The 21,837-nt window shown below is 55.3% G+C and carries 22 protein-coding genes; 15 read left to right on the top strand and 7 right to left on the bottom strand.

Going from position 1 to position 21,837, the window contains the following annotated elements:
• Nucleotides 1–664 precede the first annotated feature (664 nt).
• Nucleotides 665–1,450, bottom strand: a complete 786-nt coding sequence (locus FJQ89_RS07390; protein ID WP_141169688.1) for a DUF1845 domain-containing protein — start codon at nt 1,448–1,450, stop codon at nt 665–667.
• Between the two features lie 670 nt (nt 1,451–2,120).
• Here FJQ89_RS07390 and FJQ89_RS07385 point away from each other — a divergent pair.
• The 4 genes from FJQ89_RS07385 to FJQ89_RS07370 all read left to right on the top strand — a co-directional run bounded on the left by FJQ89_RS07385 (nt 2,121) and on the right by FJQ89_RS07370 (nt 5,254).
• The gene (locus FJQ89_RS07385) at nt 2,121–2,660 is read left to right on the top strand and encodes a hypothetical protein (protein ID WP_141169687.1); all 540 of its coding nucleotides are present in this window, start codon (nt 2,121–2,123) and stop codon (nt 2,658–2,660) included.
• Nucleotides 2,653–2,988 carry a hypothetical protein gene (locus tag FJQ89_RS07380; protein ID WP_141169686.1) on the top strand — a complete coding sequence of 112 codons (336 nt, stop codon included), beginning with the start codon at nt 2,653–2,655 and terminating at the stop codon, nt 2,986–2,988. The genes FJQ89_RS07385 and FJQ89_RS07380 overlap by 8 nt, the downstream gene beginning before the upstream one ends.
• A gap of 15 nt (nt 2,989–3,003) precedes the next feature.
• Nucleotides 3,004–4,026, top strand: a complete 1,023-nt coding sequence (locus FJQ89_RS07375) for a DUF7146 domain-containing protein (protein ID WP_141169685.1) — start codon at nt 3,004–3,006, stop codon at nt 4,024–4,026.
• A gap of 166 nt (nt 4,027–4,192) precedes the next feature.
• Complete coding sequence (locus FJQ89_RS07370; protein ID WP_141169684.1) at nt 4,193–5,254, top strand: DUF932 domain-containing protein; 1,062 nt, start codon at nt 4,193–4,195, stop codon at nt 5,252–5,254.
• Nucleotides 5,255–5,450: 196 nt separating this feature from the next.
• Here FJQ89_RS07370 and FJQ89_RS07365 read toward each other — a convergent pair whose 3' ends face one another.
• Nucleotides 5,451–6,032: a hypothetical protein gene (locus FJQ89_RS07365; RefSeq protein WP_141169683.1), complete on the bottom strand. Its 582-nt coding sequence runs from the start codon at nt 6,030–6,032 to the stop codon at nt 5,451–5,453.
• A 74-nt stretch (nt 6,033–6,106) separates the two neighbouring features.
• A complete protein-coding gene (locus tag FJQ89_RS07360; RefSeq protein WP_141169682.1) occupies nt 6,107–6,802 on the bottom strand; it encodes a S24 family peptidase in 696 nt (231 codons plus the stop codon).
• A gap of 705 nt (nt 6,803–7,507) precedes the next feature.
• On the opposite strand from FJQ89_RS07360, the gene FJQ89_RS07350 reads away from it, so the two are divergent.
• A complete protein-coding gene (locus FJQ89_RS07350; RefSeq protein WP_141169680.1) occupies nt 7,508–8,089 on the top strand; it encodes a FlhC family transcriptional regulator in 582 nt (193 codons plus the stop codon).
• Nucleotides 8,090–8,232: 143 nt separating this feature from the next.
• Here FJQ89_RS07350 and FJQ89_RS07345 read toward each other — a convergent pair.
• The 4 genes from FJQ89_RS07345 to FJQ89_RS07330 all read right to left on the bottom strand — a co-directional run bounded on the left by FJQ89_RS07345 (nt 8,233) and on the right by FJQ89_RS07330 (nt 12,582).
• A protein-coding gene (locus FJQ89_RS07345; RefSeq protein WP_423245175.1) for an IS3 family transposase occupies nt 8,233–9,491 on the bottom strand; the annotation gives its coding sequence in 2 pieces (ribosomal slippage) (nt 8,233–9,143 and nt 9,143–9,491; 1,260 coding nt in all).
• Between the two features lie 226 nt (nt 9,492–9,717).
• Nucleotides 9,718–10,170: a hypothetical protein gene (locus tag FJQ89_RS07340; protein ID WP_141169679.1), complete on the bottom strand. Its 453-nt coding sequence runs from the start codon at nt 10,168–10,170 to the stop codon at nt 9,718–9,720.
• A 12-nt stretch (nt 10,171–10,182) separates the two neighbouring features.
• Nucleotides 10,183–10,788, bottom strand: a complete 606-nt coding sequence (locus FJQ89_RS07335; RefSeq protein ID WP_141169678.1) for a hypothetical protein — start codon at nt 10,786–10,788, stop codon at nt 10,183–10,185.
• 9 nt (nt 10,789–10,797) lie between these two features.
• Nucleotides 10,798–12,582, bottom strand: a complete 1,785-nt coding sequence (locus FJQ89_RS07330) for a hypothetical protein (protein WP_141169677.1) — start codon at nt 12,580–12,582, stop codon at nt 10,798–10,800.
• 555 nt (nt 12,583–13,137) lie between these two features.
• On the opposite strand from FJQ89_RS07330, the gene mobH reads away from it, so the two are divergent.
• The 10 genes from mobH to FJQ89_RS07280 all read left to right on the top strand — a co-directional run bounded on the left by mobH (nt 13,138) and on the right by FJQ89_RS07280 (nt 21,835).
• Nucleotides 13,138–14,955, top strand: a complete 1,818-nt coding sequence (mobH, locus tag FJQ89_RS07325; RefSeq protein WP_141169676.1) for a MobH family relaxase — start codon at nt 13,138–13,140, stop codon at nt 14,953–14,955.
• A 2-nt stretch (nt 14,956–14,957) separates the two neighbouring features.
• Nucleotides 14,958–16,871, top strand: a complete 1,914-nt coding sequence (gene traD / locus FJQ89_RS07320; RefSeq protein ID WP_141172678.1) for a conjugative transfer system coupling protein TraD — start codon at nt 14,958–14,960, stop codon at nt 16,869–16,871.
• Nucleotides 16,865–17,479 (top strand): IncC plasmid conjugative DNA transfer DtrJ family protein, encoded by a 615-nt coding sequence (locus tag FJQ89_RS07315; protein WP_141169675.1) that lies wholly within the window; start codon nt 16,865–16,867, stop codon nt 17,477–17,479. Before traD ends, FJQ89_RS07315 begins: the two co-directional genes overlap by 7 nt.
• Before the next feature lie 155 nt (nt 17,480–17,634).
• Complete coding sequence (locus FJQ89_RS07310) at nt 17,635–18,141, top strand: hypothetical protein (protein ID WP_141169674.1); 507 nt, start codon at nt 17,635–17,637, stop codon at nt 18,139–18,141.
• 90 nt (nt 18,142–18,231) lie between these two features.
• Entirely contained in the window at nt 18,232–18,855 is a 624-nt protein-coding gene (locus FJQ89_RS07305) for a lytic transglycosylase domain-containing protein (protein ID WP_141169673.1), read from the top strand.
• Nucleotides 18,856–18,992: 137 nt separating this feature from the next.
• Nucleotides 18,993–19,562, top strand: coding sequence for an OmpA family protein (locus FJQ89_RS07300; RefSeq protein WP_168208392.1), 570 nt, complete (start codon nt 18,993–18,995; stop codon nt 19,560–19,562).
• Nucleotides 19,563–19,733: 171 nt separating this feature from the next.
• Nucleotides 19,734–20,114, top strand: coding sequence for a hypothetical protein (locus FJQ89_RS07295; protein ID WP_243136461.1), 381 nt, complete (start codon nt 19,734–19,736; stop codon nt 20,112–20,114).
• A 44-nt stretch (nt 20,115–20,158) separates the two neighbouring features.
• A complete protein-coding gene (gene traL, locus FJQ89_RS07290) occupies nt 20,159–20,458 on the top strand; it encodes a type IV conjugative transfer system protein TraL (protein WP_141169671.1) in 300 nt (99 codons plus the stop codon).
• A gap of 17 nt (nt 20,459–20,475) precedes the next feature.
• Complete coding sequence (gene traE, locus FJQ89_RS07285) at nt 20,476–21,078, top strand: type IV conjugative transfer system protein TraE (protein ID WP_168208391.1); 603 nt, start codon at nt 20,476–20,478, stop codon at nt 21,076–21,078.
• On the top strand, nt 21,029–21,835 hold the full coding sequence (locus FJQ89_RS07280) for a type-F conjugative transfer system secretin TraK (protein ID WP_141169669.1): 807 nt from the start codon (nt 21,029–21,031) through the stop codon (nt 21,833–21,835). The genes traE and FJQ89_RS07280 overlap by 50 nt, the downstream gene beginning before the upstream one ends.
• Nucleotides 21,836–21,837: the final 2 nt, after the last annotated feature.

The following is a 21,837-nucleotide window of genomic DNA, read 5'->3' as shown; positions in this document are numbered from 1 at the left end:
GTGGGGCCGATTGGCAGTGATCATGTGGGTGAGAGTTGGCGTGCGAATGGCCTATGGGACTTTTCCTCCGCTCTGGCCCCTTGTGAGGTGCCGATGTTCGTCGAGCGCCTGTTACCGCGCTAATGCGATGCTGCTGGCATCGTAGTCCGGAACAATAGAGATGGGCGGTGCGTTGAACCGCCTTAAGCGTTGGCACGAACATCTCTTCGAAAAGGTGGAGCGTGCCGGCGCAGGAAGTCCACTGAATACAGAGCGGTGCATGTGCGGCAATGATGTCCAGCTCGATGCTATGGCTCAGCCCGTAGGATTCCCGCTCGTCCTCCGTTAAAACTCCACATGCCAACACCACCTTGTCGTGTGCATGGCACCATTCGATCAGGCGCCGGACATCATGCGGAACGAACCCGGATACCTGCTCGATGACTATGGTTGCTATGCCGCTTTGTCCTTGCGGCATGCCCAGGGGCGAAATGCCGCCGCCCCTTGGCTCCAGCCGATAGGACGGACCAAACGCGGTTTCCATCGCTGCTAAGCACCATGCCCGTGCCGCCGGCGCTTCACTGCAGAGTAACATTTTAAGGCACATGGCTTCCTCCGTGCCGGATGGTTGGTGGGTTGAAAGTCTTCCTATCCGGGATGCGGGTAGGAAGGCTTGTAAGGGTCGTCAGGGACTTGTCTGCACCTCTTCGCTAAGTGGGGTGGATGGAATGCTTAAAATGCGCTCAGGGGCCGGATTTGGTGCCGGATGGTCTGCTCGTTGAGTCACTCCGGTGAACGCTGGAGAAACGGCTGAATCATCGCCCTGGGAGGGGAGGCTGCTCGGTGCGGTGGGCTTGCGCTCGGTTGCGGGCAGTGCATTGATGCGTTTGAGCAGGCCGAGCGATAGCGCGCGCGTGGTAGCGGTCACTGCCCGTACGGTTTTCTTGACGTGCGATTTTTCGGTGATCAGTTGGCTTGTCGAGAGCGCCTCGTCAATGCATAAGGTTTCGAGCATGGGCATAAGCTGGTCGACTTTGCTGATCAACTCAAGTAAACGCCGGCCGAACATGGAAAACACTTTCGCTTCGATGGCGAGAGGTTCGATGTCGTAGCTGGCCAATTCGGTGATGCCATGTTGATGGCACAGTTTCTCGAAAGCGACGATACGCTGGTTGGCGAGGGCTATGCGCGCGTCTAGCATGGTGCGCAATTCCTGCTCCACTTTGTCGACATCCTCGGCTGGTAATTTCATCCTGGCAAAGACGGAAATAAAATGGAAATTCGCTTGTGATACGTAGAAGCAGCGCAAGTACAAACGCTTGCCTTCCGGACTGGCGAGCGTGATATTGACCTTGCGGCTCGCTGATTCGACGCGCGTCAGATCGGCGGCGGCCTCCTTGGCCAGCAACTTCCTGTTGGTTTCGCCGTGATCACGCGTGACGATCAAATGGGTGGGAGCTGGGTAGTTCATGGTGATATCCTCAAAAATGCCCATTGGGCTACATAACATGGTGTACTCACCATCCTGTTGATTCAAGAGGAATGCGCGGAGCTTTGGAAGCGTATTTGCGGGTACTGCGTTCGCCATTCGGGCACGTCGATACACATATCGATGCGCACGCAACTGCGTGTTCCTACTGCCGGTGGATTTGCCGGTAGCATTTTTCGTCGAACCTGTGTTGACAGGCAGGGGAGGGCGGCCTAAAGTCAGAATCATCGCAGTAGCTAGCCCTGCATTGTCCGGCAAGCCTTATCAATTGCGCCCAGCGCGCGCTGCAGCACCGATTGGACCGTCTCCTGTTTCCAGGCGTGACGTCCGTGTTCCTGAATAACGAGAGTGTTTTTGACGTGCCATGCGTGCCGCGCAGTCACGTCAAAGCACTTTGCATGCGTTTTCAGGACGGTAGCTGGCATCCCCGCCGAAACGGCATCAGCCGACAGTATCAAGCCAGTCAATTGAAGTTCCGGTGTGTCGCAGCAACCGGATGATTTATTTCCCCCTTGGGACGATGCATCCCGGGAGGGAGCCGCCTCGTCTCTCTTTCTTATGCGAGGCAATCATGAGCAGATCTCAGATCAACCATTGTCGCGTCCTTCAGGGTAGGACCACACCTTCCCATACGGACGTGTTACGGGCACCTGTGAGCAAGATATCGGCGTGCGAAAGCAACGACGATGTGATTGAATTTTCAGAAGAAGAGTTGGTGGCATTGCACTGGTGGCTATTACGCAAAGTAAGTTTGCTCAGCGACCCGCGCGCGCCGCTGGATGAGAAGTTTGAACTGGTTCGCTGGGTGTTCACGGATCCGGTTCGCGATACGCAGCCGTTTTCCTTCGTCAATTGCATGAAGGTGGTGAGTGGCAGTCCGTTGTCGCAGCTACCATTTATCGGCGCCATCGATGCGCAGGAAGTGCGCGATTGGATTGGTTCCCAGTTGTGCCACTGGTTTATGAGCGCGCTGCACGACTACCCTGCGTGGGTCCGCCAGGCGGTACTGACAAAGCCAGACTGGATTTCCGACAATTTGTTCAAAAATCCGCAGTGGATGAATGAGCAGATCAAGCTCCATCAATCCGATCTTTTTTCATCGATGATTGCAGAGGACGATGAGGAATATTTGAGTGGCTATGGCGGTAAGGATGGACGCCAGGTTGGCAGGAAGGGAGGGTGCCATGCGTGACGCCACCATTGCCGCTACATTTCCTTCCGTTCGCTTTTGTCAGGTGCAAGATATCGACGAGCTGACATTCAGAATCAAGGAAAGCGAGATCGTTGTGGGGCAGCCAGGTCGTGTTTTCTATCTCGGACAAGAACTGCGGTCGATACGCTTGTCCTTTGTGCCTGGCGGTTTTCAGGTCGATCCACAGCGTGGCCGGCCGGAGAGAAGAACGATATTTCTCACGTTAAACGAACTGCTGTCGGGGCGAGTTGGCCTTGCCATAGAGCACGGGTGGCTGTTGACACTCCGTGTGGCGTGCCCGAACCGAGGCAATTTGCTCGGGGGCTGAGATGGGGAGGTCAACATGAGCAAAAATAGGGAAGAATTCAACGCGCATTTTCAGCAGGTTAAGCAGCGCGCGTTTGGACGATGGACGGAAATCCTGCTGGCGCTGGGCGTGGATGCGAAAGTGCTCAACCAACGCAATCAGCCGTGCCCATTGGGTGATTGCGGCGGCACTGACCGGTTTCAATACACGGACAAGTTTGGCCACGGTAATTATATTTGCCGTGGCTGCGGCGCCGGTGGCGGATTTAAGTTGTTGATGGGCTGCCTAGGACTGAATGCGGTTGATGCGCTGAGTAGGGTAGATGGCTACCTTGGTGGAAACGCCCCGAGGGCGCCGCTCTCGCTTCCTCTGGATTCACCCCTGGAACGTGACGGCCTGATTCGGAAAATTCTGGCTGAAACGGTGCCCGTTGCGCCGGGGGATGAGGTCGACAGGTATCTGCGGAAACGTGGCGTTAACCTGGAGCGATATCCATCGACGCTGCGCATGCATCCAGCATTGGGATACTACGAGCGCAATTTTCTCACTGGTCAAGCCGTTGTGGTTCGACGCTACCCTGCCATGGTGGCCTGCGTGCAGGACAAGAGCGGGCGCACGGTATCGTTGCATCGGACTTACTTGAGCAATGGCGAGAAGGCCAGCGAATGCGCGGTCAAGAAGCTGCTGTGTGCTGGGATAGGCGGTGCAGCAATTCGTCTGGCGCCATCCACGGACGAATTGGCTGTGTGTGAAGGCATCGAAACGGCGCTGGCAGTGATGAAGCGTTCGCATCAGCCGGTGTGGGCGGGGATGAGTGCTGGAAACCTGGAAAAGCTGTGGATCCCGGAAACAGTCAAACGCCTACGAATTTACGCCGACAACGACGCGCATGCATTTTTTGATGGGCAGGCTGCGGCCTATAGCCTTGCCCGACGCTACTTGAAATCCCATGCAGGACAGGCAGGGAAATCAGCTGAGGTGTTTGTGCCGAAGTCGGCGGGCGCCGATTGGGCAGAGGTGCTACTGACGATTTCACACCGCACGTGTCATGCGGCGTGAGGTGCTGAGAGCAAAGCAGTGAATTTGGCGCGGCGGCCGTTTGGTCGCCGCATGTTGGCGCAATAGTGCGCCCACGTGGAACTCAGTGAGTTCCGCGTGCTTGACCCTGCGGGGGATGCGCTCCCTCCAGGGAGTTGCATCGCCCGCTTTTTTCATGGAGGTTGTGATGAAAACAGGACGTCCTTTGGAACAACTCGTCGTCGAACTTGAGCGGCAGGCGGCGCTCAAGAAGGACATGATCGTGCCGGCGACGAAGCTGGTGAGCGAGACGACAGCAGCAGGGCAGTGCAATCTCGTCATTGACGAACCCTATGGCAAAAAGCGCTACCTGATGAACGATTTTGCCTGTGGGCAGCTGGCAAAGAAACTGGATATACCGTTGCTGTATTTTAAGCGCATGCGTTCGTTTGATACCGAACTGCTCGATGAAAACATCAATGCGTGGTTCAGAATCAATGCCACCGATAGCTATATGGTGCGGACCTTGGCGGGACGGGCCAGGGCCTTTTTGTCGTCGCGCTTCCGTCGGCTTGACAACATCGATCTGGCCCAAAGTATTTTGCCGATCTTGCTCAAACTGCCCGGCGCCCGATTTGAGTCGGTGGAGCTGACCGAAACCAAGATGTATTTAAAGGTGGTCAGTGCCGAGGTGACGCATGAGGTTGCACCCGGTGACGTACTGCAGGCAGGCGTCGTGGTCAGCAACTCGGAGATCGGCGTGGGACGGCTGCGGGTCGAACCGTTGATTTTTCGGCTGAAATGCAGCAATGGGCTCATCGCTTGTGAGCGCTCGATGCGGAAAAACCATGCTGGGCGTTTGCTGGAGTGTGGCGATGACGTTATTCTGCAAGATGACACAGTCGAGGCCGAAGATCGCGCGATCTTTTTGAAAGCGCGGGACATGGTGCAGACTGCGGTGTCGGAGACAACCTTTCAACTCATATCGGAAAAAATGCGCAAAACCATGGGCATCGCATTGACGGGCGATCCGGTGAAATCTGTGGAGGTGTTGGCGAATCGCTTCGTATTGAACGAGACGGAACGTGCAGGCGTGCTACGCCATCTGATTTCGGAACAGCAGCTGAACGGCTACGGCTTGCTTAATGCGGTGACAGGCTACTCGCAGGAAGTGGATGACTATGATCGTGCCACTGAGTTCGAGGAGATCGGTGGAAAGATGTTGGAGTTGTCGGGCAAGGAATGGCAACAGATCGTCGAAGCTGCCTAATTTGATCGCGGCATGGTTGAAAAATCCCCGGGGGCGTCTTTCCGCCACCGGGGAGTGGTATTAAGCGTCTGCGGAGCAACGCACATTGCCATCACACTGTAGATCGATGCCGTGTTCATTTGTGTACCAGAATTTGATCTCCCATAGGTGTTTTAAATCAAAGGACCGAAGGGCTTGCCTCATGGAGGATAGATGATTACTGTGCTGCTTCAAGTAGCGCGCTGCGATATGATTTTTTCAAGGACATAAATGCTGTTGGGCATAGGTTTTCAGCTGCTTTGAAGGTTTTGGCACAGTAGTTTGGCTTTTCGCTGTCTAGCAGTGCAGCGCCGCTGTCCAGCACTGTGAGCGTTGGCCCGAAATGGATTCCTTTGCTCAGCTCATTCAGGACACCTAACTGGTCTGAATTGCCTTGCATTGCACAAGCCATCACTCCGAATTCCTGTAGTTTTCGAAGCTCTGCTGACCTGACATCGCAGTGCAATTCCATCGTGCCAAGATCATAAAGAACGGCACTATATGCGACCTGAAGATTCACATTAAGAGCCCTATTGTTGTTTAGAATTGCTACCAGTCCAATGGGAAGAATGACGACTGCGCCTGCTAGTTGGAAGATCGGGTTCGTCAGGGAGTCAATGATGCCTGAATACCAAGCAAGAACGGCATATGCGGTTGCCAGAGCAATTGCAAGTGCTGCGATTAACTGTCCATTCCAGAGGGCGGTTCCTGTAGAAGTAAGACCAATAATAAGTAAAACCGAAGCTACGACGCTGTGCATGTGTTCTCAATTAAATGGATTATTGCAAGATATTGAATGGGATTTAGCTCCCTATTGGCCCGTAGATTGTGATGTTATAGGGTTGAAAAATTCAGTACATTCTTAACGCGCCCGACGATTTTTAATGTGCTTGCGACTTTGGCCATTTTTACCATGGTTGGTTTGTAGCGCGCGTTCTCGCAGCGTAGGAGAAGTCCTTCGCCCACCACGATCTCTACGTGTCTCACAAGCACCTTTTCCTGATATTCAAGTACGTAGATGCCATTGATATCTATTTCGTGGACACACGCATCAAAGAAATACAAGGATCCTTCCTGGATTAACGGGGCCATGTCGTCGCCACGCATTAGGCCGGCTAAGTCGGTGTCATTGAGCAATGCTGTCTCTGCCAGTAAATGGCCGATCCAGTCAAAGGGCGGAGCCGCCTGGCCATGCACTTGTTGGCGCACACCAGGCGTTAATTGTTGCCGTGGGAAAGGGATGCGATGCGACGTTAATCCCAGGATCCAGTTCGCATCCATGTCGAACTGAAGGCAGACAATGGCGAGGGATTTGAGATCGGGCAAACCTGGTTTTTCTTCATCGATCCAGCGTGCCACTGTTTGCAGCGCTCGGCCAGTAATCTGGCTCAGGAAGTGCTCGCGTTGACCAGGATGTATTCCCCGTCTGTCGAGTTCTGCAATGAGCCGTTGCCGGACACCAGGGACGATATCGATGTCAAGTTCGCGGACGGCCTCTCTGGTAAGCGGGATGTTATTGCTTGTTGTCACGATTTTTGTCTCCAGGCCGAGGTAAAGTGAGAGACCTTAGTTTGTTTGTAGATTATTTGTAGCAGTTGTTATAGGTATGTTTTTATGGGGCTGAGCTTGATTTTAGAGGGGGAATCGGATTTCCTCCAGTGAAAGTTTGCTAAAGTGCATATAAATATTTTGATTCGATTAGCAGTTGCTATTGACCTTTGAAATTTTGCGGAGTAGTCTTTTTTTAATGTGCTATTGCCTACGCGCGTAGTCCTCGTACTCATGACTTCGCTAATCAGTTGACCGACCGGGCAGATGTGCACAGCGGAAACCGGATTAATGACCACGCCCCGCAGTAGCGGGGCAAAGCGGGGTGGACCATGGAAGACGCGATTCGATACACGGACGTGCAGTACCTCAATTTGAATTACTTACTCACTATCCAGGTGGGTCTGAAGCAAGACCTCCTGGCCACTTGCTGTACCTTTCACCTCGACACTGCCTCAGCCGAGACGCTCGCCGCAATGAGCGTGGACTCATTGCAGCAGCTTGCCGCTAGCATGTCGCATGAAAGCTTGTTTAAGCCGATAGGTAATTTTAAGACTCTCCTGGAAACGCCGCCCGTATTGGCCATGACGTTGTGCCGGGTCCGCGCTGTTGATCAGGATGCAACCCGTGGCCCCTCGCGTGCCGGCCAGGCGACTACGGCTCATGCGCGCCTCGCATAGGTGACGTATGGCGTACGAACATGCAGAGCGGCACATTCAGGCCCTGCAGCTTGCCAAATCCTGCGTCGAACAGGGCGCGCGGATGAAAACCGTCGCCTATTTGACCGGATTGAGTGCATCGCTGCTGCGGGAGTATTTCTACAATGACCGGGTGGCCACCGGCGGTCGATGGCCTAGCTCGCAGGATTGGTACCATATGGCGACACTGGTGCAACGTGCCGAGGCGTCACTGATCGCCACTATTTTTCATTTCCTGCGTACGCAGCATGCATGTTCGGCACGGAAGGCCATGGTCTGCGCCTACAAGATGTATCGAGAGCGGTGGAATGGCCGTTCCAGCATCTCGTTTGATCGCGCTTTCGAGCTGATCGCTAGCGTAGAGGGCATTTGGACCCACCATTCATCGCAGTTGGCGCTGCATACCTGCCCGCGTTGCCGCTGCCGCTATCTGATCGCACTCGGGGATACCTCGGCGGATCACTCCGGATGTGTGTTTTGCAAGCTCGTCAAACGATATGCCACGGATTCCCGTATTCAATCGAGCTTTGCTGGCAAACCTGACTTGCGCCTGAATGTAGAGAAAAATTAGTCATTGCATGGTTTATTCTGCGTTTTTTGTAGTGACGCACTGATAGTTTTGTATTGCTATCGAACATTAGGTTTGATATCTATAGCGAACCCATAAACTCGCCATTTGATCTTGCCCCCGTATAACCAGACACAGCCAATCGTTTAGTTAGCGCCACTTTCCTGAGCCCGGCGCGCCAGCTCCCTCCTGAACATGCGAGGCGATTTCCATTTCAGCGACGAATGCGGATGGACCTCGTTGAAGTGCATAAAGGCGTCTGGCAATTGAGCCAGAACGATTTCTGCGCTGCTGCGGTCCATCAAGTTCACATAGTCTCGTTTAAACGTGTTCACGAAGCTTTCAGCAATGCCGTTCGACTGCGGGCTGCATACCGGCGTGTGCACCGGTTCAATCCCAAGTGCGCGCACCAAGGCGTGCGTTTCATGGGCCCGGTAGGCGCCACCGTTGTCGCTCAAGAATTCCAGCCGGGTCGATCCGACACTGGCCTGGCCAAATCGCGCTTCCACCGCTTCCACCAACATGTCACGTACCGGTTCGCCAGGCAACCCACGTTCAGCCCACGCCCGCCACGCGATGATTTCACGATCACAGCAGTCCTTCATGAACACGCCGGTCACCACTTCGCCGTTGTCGCAGGCGATCTCGAAACCGTCGGAACACCAGCGTTGGTTCGATTCGGCCACCGACACCACACCGTCGTGCACGCGGCTACTGACGGGCCGTTTAGGTGCTTTGGGCAGCAGTAGAGAGTTCTGTTTCATCACCCGGTAAAAGCGCTTATGGTTGATCGTTTGCAGCCCCATCAATGCGCGTGTTCGATTGACCAGAGCGCCTGCACGGCGATAGCCATACGTTGGCAATGCGGTGATCTCGGCGCGCACCGCGTCGACCAGGATCGCGTCAGCAGGTTGATGGAACGTTTGTACAGTGCGGCCATCGACCCAGTCGGCCGGCCGAATCAACATTTGCGAAACATGCGAGCGCGCTACACCAAGGGCAGAACAAACCGGCTTCACTGGTCGTCCTTGCCCAACAAGGGCGAGCGCGCAATCCACTTTTTTTCGCGAGCGAACTCGACGGCCTCCTTGAGAATTTCCGCCTCCATCGTCTTCTTGCCAAGCATGCGCTGCAATTGTGCGATCTGGGCGCGCGCAGCTGCCAGTTCGCTCGCTGGCACGACCGATTCGCCGGCAGTAACCGCCATCAGTGCACCTTCGCGTTCGAGTTTGCGCCAGTTGAACAGCTGGCTCGCCCCCACGCCGTGCTTGCGAGCGACCAGCGACACGTTCATGCCCGGCTCGTACGTCTCGCGTACCAGTGCCGCCTTTTCCTCGGCTGACCAGCGTCTGCGACGCTCCTGGCTCACCGTTACCACTTCGATTGTTTGCTTGTTCCTAGTCATATGCACAGTCCTATTACTATCCGTAAGAATAACGCATAGGCTGTGTCCGGGGAATCAGGGGGCTATCTCACCATTGACGCAATAATCTCGTACACTGAGCCACTCAGATCGTCCGCTATCCGCAGCCACTAGCAGATAATGGAGGGCCATAATGGTTGTCAGTGGCAACTTGCTATGATCTAATTTTTTGATGAAATGGGCTGCGGCGGGACTGCTTCGGAACGCTCTACGCTGGTTTCAACCTTTCCATCGTATTGTTGATCAGCGTTGCAATTTCCGCGAGAGATGCGATGATCCCCTTGATAGCCTGGTTCTTCATCACTATTTTCGCCACTTTATCGGTAAGCTTTTTAACGTTGTCTACTACGTCTTGGTCAGGCGCATCGATGCCGATTTCGCTGTTCTGAAAGGCACGAAGTTGCATGTCCAGAAACGACTTCCGTGCCATAATGCTAGTTTGCAACGCTTCCAGTTCGAGACGGTAGCCATGATCGATTCCACCCTTTTCTGGGTGGGTGATGGCGAAATGCTCTATGGTAGCGGACGCCTCAAGGTCGAGTAGCAGGTTGTACTCCTCGTTGTAGGGCAGCATGAAGTTTGTAATCTCCATTGCAGCCGTCAATTTTTCCTCTGGCTCGCCATTCGCTATGATATTTCGAAGCTCTTTGAGTGTTTTCATGATGACCTCGCATTAGGTAGTTGGTAAGATTGCTTTTTTGGACTCTTCGTCTGCTTTCAATTTTGTCGCTTCAGCATCCTTTTCGATCTTGTTAACCGAAGCCTTGGTTGCGTTGTAAAACTCAATCGCCTCTTGCGCGCGCTCGAGAGGGGGCTGCTGCTCAGCTAGCACTGCTAGCTTTTTAGCAGCTGAGTCAAGTTTATCTGTCGACAGGAGTGGAAGCGCGGTAGCCACCTTGATTTCCGATCTGAGAGCAGCTTCCGCCGAAGTCAAGTCGGCAGGTTCCGTGGCTACTCGATCGCTACGGCGGATCATTGACTGAAGACTGTCGGCAAGCACGTTACTGCGAGTCATGTTGTAGTGTTCAATCTCGCTCTTCACTCGATTCTGCGCTGTGAGAGCTGCACGCTCACGTGCAGCAATGGCGTCGGTACGTTCATCAATCATCCGATTAACCTCAGCACTTTGCTTCGATAACATCGCTGAAACTGCACCGAGATAGGCCGACGTCGTTTTTGCCAGCTGGGCTGGCGAGCTCAGCTTAGAGTTTTCCTTTCCATCTTCAGCGTAGGCAAGCGTGGCCGCAAATACCGCTAAGAACGTAATGATTACTTTCATGCTAGCTCCTTATTTGACTCGATCCGCAATACCGAAGATGCCAATGGTCTGGAGGATGGAAATCACCGGGGCGACATCGTCAGTGGTGATTCCTCCTGCGTGGTACTGCCGCAGCAAGTCTACTGGGGTATTAAGTAGTGCCGTCCAGGATGCGACCGCCTCTTCGGACAATATATAGCTCCGCTGGTAGTTGGACAGGGCTAGGCGCACTCCAGCAGCCATCTGACGATCTCTACCTACACTGTAAGACTCTGCAAACAGTGCCATCGCCCGATACGCCGCACGCTCTTCGGGTACCCCATTCACCCTGGTGTTGCTGGATAGGAGCGCCTCATATGATGAGCACCGTTTCAGATTCTTGTTGGAGCAAGGCGCCTCTTGCCGGATGTCGACCAACTCGCCAAATCCGTTCACCAGAGAATATCGGGCCTCATCCAGCAATTCGATTTCAGACCGTATCGAGGTGACAATTTCTGCGTGGTAGGTGAGCCGCCGCTTCTCTAACGCAACCTGAGCATTCGCGGATGCTAATTGCGCATCTGCCAATTGCTTCTCAATGATCAAAGGTTCAAGTAAGGGCCATTTTCCTGCCTGCTGATACATTCGCAGGGCGCCGGAGAGCCGCGTGGTTGCCGCTATCAATGCCAACGATGAATCGGTGTCAGCAGATTGAGTTTCCGGGGTGATTCCACTCATAGCCTGGAGAACGTCTCGGATCCGCGCAATTTTTTCTTCGGCAACCACCTTGCGACCGCGAAAACCGAGATCTTTCAACTTAGTGAGGGCCTTGCATAGATTGCTTGCTGAAGTGATGACAGTTTTTTTCGGTTCAGTATCAGGAGTAGCTGGCGCCTCTGTTGTGAGCTTTGCCGTTGCTGCGAGCGCCCCCGCAGCAGCGGCAGACGTAGCATTAGGATCAGCAGGGGCAACTGCAGCATCAGAGGCAGCAGGACAGCTAAAATCAGTAAGAGCCTCTCTTTCCGCTTTACTCTTGGTAGCAGCCGCCAAGTCTTTAGCCGCGGTTGTCATCGCAGATTTTAACGCTTTCGCTTTGTCATCCGCGCTCTTGATTGCCGACTCCTGTACCTCATACGCCGTTACTGCACGGTCAAGGAAATACGACCGCTCAGGCTTCAACTCTTTCAAGATCGCTAGTTGCTCCTGCTCAATCCTGCACTGCTTTCCAAGTTCATTTGCGCTTCCTATAATCGAGGGCCAGAGCACCACTGCCATGGACTCGAAATTCGGCTCTACGAGCGCTTTGATAGCATCGGAAGTTGTAGCTTTTTCCAACTTAGCTACTTTGTCACTGCATGCCTCGATCGAATCAAACCCGTCGTTTGGCAAGGCTAAATTCTGCCGTGCACGAACTTGCCCCTCCCTAGAAACCTTCAATAGCGCTCGCGCCTTTACCTCACTGGCCCTAGCACCATGTCGGGCATCTGGGTTTCCATCTAGGGCAATCAGACGACCATCTATTTTTTCAAGCAGGCGATTGGCGAACCCATCTTTCGTAGTTACAGGTAAGCCTTTTTCTTGAGACGATACAAGGGCGAGCAATGCTTGATCACGCTCAGCGAGAGTCAACTTACTAAACGCTGAAACTTCCCGATCTTCGAGTGTGACTAATACCTTACGCTGAGCTTTTAAATGCTCACTGAACTTGCTAGCTTCGTAGTCCTCAGCCGCTGCTTTGGCTATGGCGTCTGATTTCTTGTTATACAGGTAAGCTGACTGGCAGCCCGAAGTAAGTAAGCAGGCACCTAGTAGCGACAACGTAGCAGTAGCACGCATGGATTCAACCTCTCGTCTAAAAGCCTGATCCTACGCCTAGGTTCTTATTGAATCGACATGTGTTGTTGAAAATATTATTCTACGGTCCATGCCGCTGCTTGAGGTCACTTCGTGATATAAGTCGCGCGAATAGCTTGTTCCCTAAAGAGGTCAAGATGGGGCGTGTACTAGCAGGAGATATGTAAAGGCATTTGGATTTATTGAGCGAAGATCAGAATGTCGGGTATTGAGATGGAAGTTACTAGCGTCAGCAAACAGCTACGGATTCAATCCGCATGCGAAAGCGGAAGTACACGGCAACCAGTGAGAGGATTGAGGATTGCAAAGTTGCTTTCAGCAGGGTTGCCCCTTTGGCTACGGTAGTGCCGACCGATATGCTCGGGTCCCTTATCGCGGGTAACCTTCTTGTACATCTAGCGTAGTCAAAGGAGGGCGGTTGTTTATCGGTGACCGAGCCGTGTGTCGATGAATGATCGCAGTGGAGGGCCGGCTTTCAATTGGAAGTACGTTGATTTGCATAGCCATAATGCTCACATAGCCACGTGAGTGTTCCTTATGACCAAAGTGAATCTCTTCAAATACCTGGGTTGGCTTGGCCACCATCGTCAATGTGATCGCGGCCGTCAAGCCACGCCCACCTGTCCTCAACGTTCACATCCCATCAACGGCCATGCGCGTGACGGCGGGATACGTCCCCGGACTGTCGATGCGATCTCGGACGACAATCGGGATATCCTGGGGCGCATCAAACTGGCCTATGGCGGCGATGCTAAGGCCTTTACCAAGGAAATGCTTCCGCTCATCAGGAAGTACATCGCTTACGTGAATGTCTTGCCAGCGACGCAGGACAGTTTTTTTGCTCGCCCTGGAGGTTTGGCACGCCTGGGCATGGAGACCGCATTCTTCGCACTGCAAGCGACAGACTCGCAGATTTTCGCTGGCAGGGCGACGATATCAACCCGTCGACAGTTGGAGCCACGCTGGCGCTTTGCTACCTTCGTTGCAGGGCTATGCGCGTACCTCTACCGCGTCGTGGACACGGTCGTTGTGAGTGATGCGCATGGAACCGTGTGGCAGCCATACCTGGCACCCCTTGGGGAGTGGATTGACAAACGCGAGGTTGACCGTCTGTTCGTCCGATGGGGGGAGGCCAGACAGGAGTGCCGCTCCCTGTCATTGTTCGCGCTACCGATGATCCTGCCGCCAGATACCCTGGCCTACCTGAGTCACGACGACTCGATGATCGTCGCCCACATGCTTGCGGCGATCAGTGGTGAAGTGAAATATCAAGATCACAACGTCATTGACCATCTCGTCAATCGTGCGTCGACTTTGGTGATCTACCGAGACTTGCGCGAAGCCGACACGCAAGCAGGCAAGGCCCGCGCGCGGGCTTACCTTGCCAGGTTTCTGCTCAAAGCAATGCGCGAGCTCGTGCAGTCACATCAGGGATGGGTGCCCAATGCAGAACGGTCCCGCATGTGGCTCGGGCGGGACGGCCTGTTTCTGGTGTGGCCGAACGGAATAAGCGACATACTCAACTTGCTGGAAGACGAGGGATTGTATGGCTTACCTGCCTCCCCGGTGAAGGCCATGGAAATTCTGAGCGATGCCGGGATCATCCTGCCAATGAATTCGGACGAGTCTGTTTGGTTAATCCGGCCGCCAGGCGCCCCTGAACCCTTGGAGGCGTTGAAGCTGGTGACGCCAGGCGTTGTCCTTGCTGTGTTGCACCCGCCACCAGTGGCGCTGGACATGGATATTGCTGTCCGCCGCGCTCATGACGAGGTGCCAGCTACGGAGCATGATGCTAGACCACGGCAGGCGAAGGCGGCATCCTCCCAGGTTCAGGGCGAATGGGTTGCCACAGAGACGCCGCCGGATGTGAGCGATCGTCAGTTGTCGTTGCCATCCATCCCACCGGTTCCCCCAACTGCGGCGGGCACTGGTAGCGAACCACCTGCAGGTGCTCGTCAAGGAAGGGGGAAGAAGGTCAAAAATACCGAGCCAATGCAGTCAGCAAAGGGCCGCTACTCGTTGTGCGCACCGATTCGCCTGAATCCCGGCATTGCCAAGATATTGCAGGCGATCGTGAGGTCTCTAAACGATACGAGCATGCCACCGGCATGTTATCCGACGGCCTCCGGTCTGTTTGTCCCCATGGACGCTTTCGTGGCGCGACAGGCGGATGCGAAGATGGCGCTACGCGCACTTGCCGATGCCAACATGCTGGTGGTAGGGCCGGCCGGAACCGAGCCTGTTGAGTATCACAACCTGCATGGCAAGCAACTGGCTGGAATGGTTATCGCTAGCCAATTTGTCGAGGGCATGAATGCAGCAGGGGATACCTCAATCAATTCGGATGCAGGTTGATCATGTTGCTGCGACGGTATGAAATGCCATGGCGTAGTCCCATTGAGGGCGTGGCCGCTCTGGCATGGATTCTCGCCGCCGCTATTTTTTACCTTCTAATACCTGATCATTTGCCGCCGCGTGCGGGTTTTCCGCTCATTTTTTTCTCAATCCTCATTGCCTTGATTCGCTGCCGGCAAGCTCTGCGTGTTGTGCGTATTCGTGCCGCGTTGTCTGGCCGCGCGTTGGAAATGGTTTCAATTTCCCGGCTGGCGACATGGACAGGCGATCCTGAACAGGTCGTGTTTGGCCTGGGCTTTATCTGGTTGCCACTGCACTCTCAGCGGCTTTATGAGTTGATCAAGATCGATTATCGCGCGATGACCATTTCTCCCTGGCTCATACGCGCTCTGGGATATCAACCCAATCCACAATCTGACGCAGAGATTGGCCTACCCTGGATTCATGGCGTCGAGTCGGAAGAGCGCTTGTTGATGCGGCCGCTGCAGAACTTTGAAGGGGGCACATTGGTGGTCGGAACTACGCAGTCGGGCAAAGGGGTATGCCTTGGCTGGTTGATTTTTCAGGCTATCCGCCGTGGCGATGTCGTCATTATTATTGATCCGAAAAATTCACGCCGCCTCAAGCGACTGGTCATGAAGGCCTGTCAACTGTATCGCGAGCCAGACAGTTTTCTTTGGTTTCATCCTGCCTTTCCGGAAACGGGTGTTCGTCTTGACTTCACGTTTAACTGGCAAAAGCCCACCGAAGTCGCTTCGCGTATTCAGTCAATCATGCCACCAGATACTGCTGGAACGTTCAGCGCATTTGGTTGGGACGCAGTGAATGTCGTCGTGCAAGGGATGGTGCAACTGGAGAAGCGTCCGAATTTGGCGAAGCTGAAGCAATACATTGAAGGAGGCGTCGAACCTATCCTAGAACAGGCGCTCGAGCGTTTTTACGAACAGCTCATTGGCATGCAGTGGCGTAGTACGCCCGACATGGTGCGCTTGCTCGATAAGGCGCGGAGAGGGCAGATCAAATCGCCGACACCAGCCGCGAGCCATGAACTCTTGGCGTATGTGACCTACTACGATCACCATGTGCATGAGGCTAGGCGTGATCCGGTGGTCAGTTCCCAAGTCCGGGTATTCCAGCATAACCGGGAACACTATCAGAAAATAACCGCTAATCTTTTACCGATCTTGTCCATGCTGACATCCGGAGACTTGGGAAAAAGCCTGTCTCCCGATCCGTTTGATGCGGATGATCAGCGGCCCATCATGAATTTGGAAAAGATCGAGCGCGCGGGACATGTGCTGCTTCTATGTCTGGATTCGTTGCCAGATCCTTCCGTTGCAACGGCAATCGGCGCCATGGCGCTGGCCGACCTGGCGGCCCGCTCAGGCATTCGCTACAACCTGGGAGGAGAGCGGCGCATTTCCCTGTTTGTGGATGAGCTATCGAACGTGATCAATCAACCGTTGATCGAAATACTGAATAAAGGTGCCGAGGGAGGGCTGTACACCACGGCCGCCATGCAGACGATTGCCGACCTGGCGAAACGCCTTGGCAGCCAGGAGACGGCACGTATGGCATTGGGGAACTTGAACAACCTCATCGCCTTCCGAACCAAAGATCAGCCCACTCAGGAGTTCATCAATGAAACACTGGGGCAGACCACCATCCATAGCATGAAAGTCGGGCACAACACTGCCAGGGACGGCCACTTTACGGATTTTACGGCAGTCGATTCAACGCAGTTGAGCGAGGAAGTCAACGAGTTGGTCCCGCCATCGATCCTCGGTAAATTACCCAATTTGCAGTTCTTCGCCTCCGTGTCTGGCGGCCATGTCTACAAGGGGCGGTTTACGCTAATTGACCCTGGCGCGGACGATGTAAGCCGCGATCAGAAGGAGGAGGGTGAAGCATGCTGATTCGGTTGATGGCCATTGTTTCGCTGAGCGTGCTCCTGATTCTGGTGCTGTACCTGCCGTCAGCCTTCCCGCCTCAGCGATTTGTCGCGCAGATCCGCGCGGAGCATATGGCCAGTGCGGACTGCTGGGGCGATCTGTATGCACGCCGCGTGTTGAGCCGCATGTTTCAGTATCAAGCTGCATTGGACTCCCAACCGGCATCGGCCAACGTCCACGAGGTGACGCGCGATCCGGTAGCACAACCCGTCGCCGATAGCCTGGGCCGGGTGCGTCTGCAGCTGTTTCAGAACAGCTATTTCCGCTCGCTCGATATGTTGACCATGCTGGCGCTGTATAGACTGGCAGGCATCGTGCAGTGGTGGGCACTGTTCGTGGTGCTGATCACAGCCTGCATCGTGGATGCCTTGGTGCGTCGGCGTACTAAACGTTTGGTGTTCGCCAAGCAGCACCCGGAGTGGTTCGCGGCAGCAATGGGCATGGCGATTTTGCTGATTTGTCTGGTGGCAGTAGCGTGTGTGCTTCCTGTTCAACTGTCCCCGCTTCTGTTGCCCGCCATGTTGTGTGTGATCGCGTGGCTGGCAGGACAAATGGTGGCGCAGTATGCGTGAGTGTGAAGGTAGAAGTCCCGTAGCTGTAGCGACACGCCGAGGGAAATCTGGGTTCATCCAAATAGTCCACAAAAAGCGCGACTTTTTGGACAAACATTGTAGCTGCGATACGCTAGCATGATGTCATACGCAGTCAATTTCGATTTCGAGTCGCCATGAATACTGAATATCGTCCGATGCCGTCCTCATCTTCCGCTCACACGGCCGCTACGCATCGTTCTGCGGCCTCATCGACGGGGTGTGAGGAAACGGTTGGTACGCTAGTATGGCTGGAGGAATTTCATCAGCTCGACCAGCTGTTCAACCATCATCACAATTGTTCGCCAAAATTACGGCATCCCGATCTGATTAGTGCTTGTATTGCAAGAGTGTTTGCGCAGCCGGAACCCGCGAAGCATATTTTTTCCTTTTTGCATACCCAGATGGTGCTGCGAGACCAATGCATGCCGCGTCGACAAGAGGAAATCTGGCGCGCCCAGTATGTATTGTTGCTGGCGCTGCAGAAGTCAGAAATGAACCGGCATCCCCATCCTCGATTTGACCTGGGACAGTTTACGACCGCGTGCATCGCCCTTGCCCTGCAGGAAGAGGGGGCGCAAGGGAAAGTATTTGAACAGGCCCGGCGCAATATCGCCGAGCGAGCAGTATCGCACCTGCCATAAGAGGCAGATTGCAAGGCATACCGCAAACGGATATGCGACCCGAAGTGACCTTGCCAGGCTGATGCCAGGCTTACCCGATGTGCACCCTCGATGGTCTGGCGCCTGCGCGCGCCGGGTGGATCAACGCTTTCGGGTTTATGCCTGCTCCTTGCCATGGAACGACATCTTTTATGCTTCATAGCGATCCTCGTTGTTTGTCCGGGTCCTGCCTGGGCTTGCTGGGAACAAGCCGCCGTTCGCCACAATGTGCCGGCAGCGCTGCTCTATGCGATTGCTCGAGCGGAATCGTCATTGGATCCGAACGCAGTCAATCGCCGCCATCTGCGCCAAACCGGTACCGTGGATATCGGTTATATGGGTGTCAATTCTGATCCACGGGTCCTACGCAATTTGGGGGTGACCGAGCAAGAACTGCATGAGCCCTGTAAAAACATTCATGCTGGTTCCCGCATTCTCGTGGAAAAGCTGCAAAGGTACGGCAACACCTGGGAGGCGATCGGAGCATACAACGCCTCGTGTACCAAACTTGATGCGGCCCAATGCCAGGCTACGCGCACCCGCTACGCCTGGCGCGTATACGGCTTTCTGACCAATACCAAGCCGCCGGCAATACGCCGCGCTACGCCGCGGGGCAGGTACCAGACTCAGAAAAATGCGCGAGCTGAATCGGTCGTCCCAACGCAGCTTGCGCTGGTGGCAGTGGGGCTGACATGAGACGCTCTATTGCTCATGCCACACTAGCCGCCACAGGAATGGCTGCAGTCAGCTTGCTGATGGCCTCCTGCGAAAATGTGCATACCCAGCCACAACCTGCAGGACTGTCTTCCCGCGCAGTCACGCCTGGGTCCCACATGCAGCACATCACCCAGCTTCACTACGGTAAACATGCACGCTACGGCCTGTGCATCGATCCAGCTTGCCCTACGCGCACGCCCAAGACGCTGGCAAGGCGGGATGCGTACATTGAAGAGGTGCCGCAAACCACGATCGCGGCAGCCAGCACCCAGCGGACACTGGCTGGAACACCCGTGGGTACCGGTGCAGCGAACGAAAATGATTTGTCCGATGTCACTGAACTTGCGGTGCACTTTGCGCCGGGCTCGTCTCGTCTCGATAGAACGGCCCAACACGTTCTGCAGCAATTTCTCGCGCAGGTGCAGCCAGGGTCCCATATTCGTATCGCCGGCAGAACAGACAACACTGGAACGCCGGCTCTGAACGATGCCATCGCACACCAGCGCGCGGCCAGGGTCGAGCGTTATCTGCGCCGCCATCTGCACGTGCCTGCAGTTCAGCTTGAGGTGGGAAGTAGCGGCGCCTGCTGTTACGCCGCCGCCAATGCGACCGAAACGGGCCGCCAGAACAACCGGAGGGTGGAGCTCAGCCTCACCGCCGATACGCCTCGGCAGGTCCAGAGATGAGAACCGAAGCGCACCTGATCAACCTGACTTCGGCATGGAGAGCGTGCCGGCCGGGCAAGATCGCGTGGCAATGCCCCGTGCGTGGTCCCCCTGTGCCGCCATGCCGCAGCACCTAGCCGCCCGCACAGACAGTTTTAGGAATTTTTCTTCACGATCACGATTGGAATGCACATGAACACCCTGCAATACGTCACAGTTCTCCCTTTCAAACAACACGGCAAGCGGCCGCTTGGCCTGCGCGTCTCCACTGCGGCCAAGGTCCTGGCACTGCTGACCCTGATTATCCTGGGCCTGCTCGCCGCTATTCCCGCCACCGCCATCGACCTCGTCGCGTTCACCGGCATCACCGGCCCGCTGACGTCAGCACTGACGCAATTGGCCGCATTGGCCCCCGGCGTGAAAGCACTGGTTGGCTTCATCGGCTTCGTGGTGGCCCTGATCTCGCTGACCGCTCTGCGTAATTTCAGTCCGGTGCTGTTCTACATCGGCATGGCGATTTTCGGCGCGGTCGGGCTGATCATCGGCGGCTCCATTATGGGTGCCACGATCTGAACCAGGCTGGCGCAGACACCGCACATTGAGACAAGGAGGACATCATGCAAGCCGACACCTATATTCCCCGACGGCTAGACGACCAATGGAAGCTTGGCCTATGGGACTTTGATGTCGCCTTTCCCGTCCTCCTTTCCATCTTTGTCGGCTATCTGGCCAGCAGCAAACTCGGATTTTTTCTCGCGGTCTGCGCCGGCGTCGCCGTGTCGCGCTGGCTCAGCCGCAAAAAAGCAGACAAGCATCCAGCCTTTGTCCTGCACTGGGCGTACTGGTATCTGCCTGTCAGTCCGCTGACGTCCATGCGCGCAACCCCGCCCTCGCATATCCGCAAGATGGTCGGGTAGCACCAAGGAGAGCACCAGTGAAACTGGAAACCTATCAGGATGACCTGGGCGCACTACGCCGGCGCGTGTTCGACCAGCGCCTGGCCATCGGCATCCTTTCCGTCTGCCTGATGCTGGCGTTGACCATCATTGTCCGCATCGCCGGCACGGAACGCACCGTCATCGTGCCGCCGGCGATCAATAAAACATTCTGGATCGAGGACGGCAGGGCCAGCAACGACTATCTGGTGCAGATGTCCGGCTATATCGCCTACCTGATGCTGGACGTCACGCCGAAGTCCATCGAATGGAAGAAGGACATGCTGCTCAGCTGGTGCCTGCCGGAGAGCGCCGGCAGCATCAAGACGCGCCAGGATCTGGAGGCGGCAAGACTGAAGAAGCTCAATGCGAGCACTTATTTCCAGATGCAGCAGCTGGTGCCTGACGAAGAAACGCAATCGGTCACGATGACCGGTTACCTCAAAACCCAGGTGAACGGGGCCAATACCTCTGACAACCTCAAGACCTACCGTGCGGACTTCGTCTTCCGTGGCGCGCGCGTGCATTTGAAAGATTTTAAGGAGTTGAAAGATGGAAAACCGGATACTGCCACTGGCGTGGCTGCTGCTGGGGCTCGTTGAGCTCCCCGCCTGGGCCGTACAGACCAGGGAGGTCAGGGACGGCGCCACCATCGAGGCGGTCATCGCCGCGCATGAGCCCACGCGCATCCGCATCGAGGGCGGCAAGATCATCGATGTCGTTGGCAACATCTACTCGAGCAGCAACTGTGCTCCCAAACCGACTGACGCCAGCCTGCCCGTGGCGCCAGGCGCCGTCACTGCCGTCAATCCCGGCGGCCAGCTGTCGCTTGCCTGCGACCTGGCCAAAGGCGAAATCTATATTCAGCCGGTGGGCACTGCTGCCAAGCCGATCAACCTGTTTATTTCTTCCGCCACGGCCACCTACACCTTGCGCCTGAATCGCGCGGAGGTTCCTGCAGACACCATCGTGATCTCAGACAAGTCGGCCAGACGCCAGGTCAAGGCAGCCAATGCCAGCGGCGCGGCGCCGGCAAGGTCCGCCACATTCGTCCGCTCCCTGAAATCGATGCTGATGTTCATGGCTTCCGAGCAGGTGCCCGACGACGTCCGGGTGGAAGAGCGCGACGAAGCGCGCATGCTGTGGGCGGAAGCAGAAATGAAGCTCATCCGCCAGTTTGAAGGCCGTGGTCTTATCGGCGAGACCTATGCACTGAGCAATATCAGCGGTGCGCCGCTGGTGCTCGCAGAGCAGGAATTTGACCGTGACGATGGTGATGTCCTGGCCGTCGCCATCGACAACCTCAACTTGCGTCCGAACGAGAGCACGCGGGTCTACGTCATTCGGGCAGGGGAGTAAAC

The organism is Janthinobacterium tructae, assembly GCF_006517255.1.
In the GTDB taxonomy this organism is placed as follows: domain Bacteria; phylum Pseudomonadota; class Gammaproteobacteria; order Burkholderiales; family Burkholderiaceae_D; genus Janthinobacterium; species Janthinobacterium tructae.
Note: the sequence above shows the minus strand (reverse complement) of the source record. Positions and strands in the feature narration are given on the sequence as shown.